Origin of the sequence: Azospirillum sp. 11R-A (assembly GCF_049472615.1) — a bacterium.
Classification (GTDB): Bacteria; Pseudomonadota; Alphaproteobacteria; order Azospirillales; family Azospirillaceae; genus Azospirillum; species Azospirillum palustre.
Genome location: NZ_JBCEBL010000070.1, coordinates 1 through 2,388 on the forward strand (window position 1 = coordinate 1; position 2,388 = coordinate 2,388).

Below are 2,388 nucleotides of genomic sequence, written 5' to 3' on the forward strand. Positions count from 1 at the left end.
TGACGTAGGCGAGGCTGCCGGGCAGCACCGCCACCGCCGGTGCGGCCTCGGCCTCCTCGGCCGGCAGGCCGTCGAGCAGCAGGCTCGGCAGGCCGTCCGGCAGCGGCAGCCGGTCCGCCAGACTGCCATCGGTCAGCAGCAGGGCGATGCCGGCATCGCCGATCAGGTAGGCGAGGCGCTCGCGCGGATAGGCGGCATCCAGCGGGACATAGGCGCCGCCGGCCTTGAGCACCGCCAGCAGGGCGACGATCATGGCAGGTCCGCGCGGCAGGGCGACGCCGACGCGGACCTCCGGCCCGACGCCGGCCGCCGCCAGCCGGCAGGCCAGGGCGTTGGCCCGGCGGTCGAGCGCGGCGAAGCCGAGAGTGCCGCCCCCCAGAACGCCCCCCGGACCGCCATCAAGACCGCCGTCCACCACCGCCGGCCGGTCGCCGAGAGCGGCGGCCATGGCGGCGATGCGGACATGCACCGGCTCGAAGGCCTCGGCGGCGACCGGCGCGTTCCAGGCGGCGAAGCGGGCCCGCTCCTGCCCGGTCAGCAGCGGCACCTCTCCGACACGCCGCCCGGCATCCGCCACAAGACCGCACAGAAGCGTCTCGAAATGGCCTTGGATGCGGTTGCACAGGTCGCCGTCGATCAGATCGCGGCGGTGGATGAACTTGACCTCCAGCTCTTCACCGACCGACACTTCCAGATCCATGGCGAATCCGGTCACGTCGACCCGGTCCGTCGCTCCGAATCTGACATTCTGGTCGTTCTGGTTTTTGATGGCCTCGTCGACGGGATAGTTCTCGAAGACGACGATGCTGTCGAACAGGGCCCGCGCGCCGCCGCTGGTGCCGAGGCTGGAGCCGGCCCAGCGCTGCACCTCGTGCAGCGGCGTGTGCTCGTGCTCGCGCATCTCCAGGTTCCGCCGCTGCAATCCGCGCAGCCACTCCCCCACCCGCTCGCCAGACGGCGGACGCTCCACCACCGGCAGCGTGTTGATGAACAGCCCAAGCGTCTCCTCGACGCCGGCAAGCTCCGCCGGACGGCCCGACACCGTCGCGCCGAACGCCACCGTCTCCTGACCGCTGTAGCGTTGCAGAAGAAGCGCCCACGCCCCCTGCACCAGCGTGTTCAGCGTCACCCACTGCGCCTGCGCGAAGGCCTGCAACCGCCGCGTCGCACCGCCATCCAGCCGCAGCCGCACCACGCCGTGCCCCGCCTGCGGAGCCCGGCAGGGCAGGCTGGCCGCCAGCAGCGTCGGCGCCTCCAACCCAGACAGGCGCCCGCGCCAGAAGCGCTCCGACGCCGCCCCATCCTGCCGCCCCAACCACGCGATGTAGTCGCGGTAGCGGCCCGCCGCGCCACCGACCGCGCCGCCCACCTCCGCYCCCCGGTAGCGGCCCAGCACCTCCGCCACCAGACGCGCGCTGCTCCAGCCGTCCAGCAGCAGGTGATGGCTGGTCCAGATCAGGCGATGGCGCCCCCGGCCCTGCCGCCCCGGCCTCAGCCGCACCAGAACCACACGCTGCAACGGCGGACGGCCAAGCTCGAAGCCGCGGGCACGCTCCTCCTGCGCCAAGGCACCCAACGCCTCCTCCAGTTCGGCGCCGGCAAGGCCGCGGTCGTGCCAGTCCAGCACCGACACCGCATCGGCCACCCGCTCCCACACCGCCTGCAACGGGGCGGCAAGCGGGCCGCCCCACAGGAAGCCGGTGCGCAGCACGGCATGGCGCGCCGTCACCCAGGCCCAGGCGGCGGCGAAGCGCTCCTCTTCCAGCCCCTCCACCTCGACGGCGAGCTGCGTCACATAAGGGTTTTCGCCTTCCGCGGCCCCTTCCAGCGCATGGAACAGCATGCCCTGCTGCATCGGCGTCAGCGGGTAGAGGTCCTCCAACTCGCGCGCCGGCAGCGACAGCGCGTCCAGCTGGCCCTGCGTCAGGCCGGCCAGCGGAACGTCCGACGGCGTCAGACCGCCGGCCGAAGCCTCGCAATGCGCGACCAGCGCCCGAAGCTCCTCTCCATAGGCCGAGGCCAACCCCTCCACGACAGGCGGCGCCAGCACCGCCCGGCTGTAGCTCCAGTCGAACACCAGCTCCCCGTCATAGACCCTGCCGTCGATGCTCAGCCAGTTGCCGAGCGGGGCGTCGGCATCGAGACGGGCACCCGCCGGCTCGCCGGCCGGCACGAAACGGGCGGTGTCGTCGAAACTGCCGTCGAACTGGCCCAGATAGTTGAAGGTCACCCGCGCCTCGGGCAGCGCCCGCAGCGTTGCCTGCGCCTCCCCATCGCCCAGATGGCGCAGCACGCCGTAGCCAAGCCCGTTCGACGGAACCGCCCGCAGCTGCTCCTTCACCGTCTTGATCGACGCGCCAATCTCTCCGCCGGCTCCCCCGCCGGGGC

1 protein-coding gene is annotated in these 2,388 nt (G+C 72.6%); it reads right to left on the reverse strand.

Going from position 1 to position 2,388, the window contains the following annotated elements:
* Nucleotides 1-2,388, reverse strand: a 2,388-nt coding sequence (locus tag VH569_RS35200; protein WP_423321916.1) for a condensation domain-containing protein, incomplete at both ends; no start/stop codon positions are given.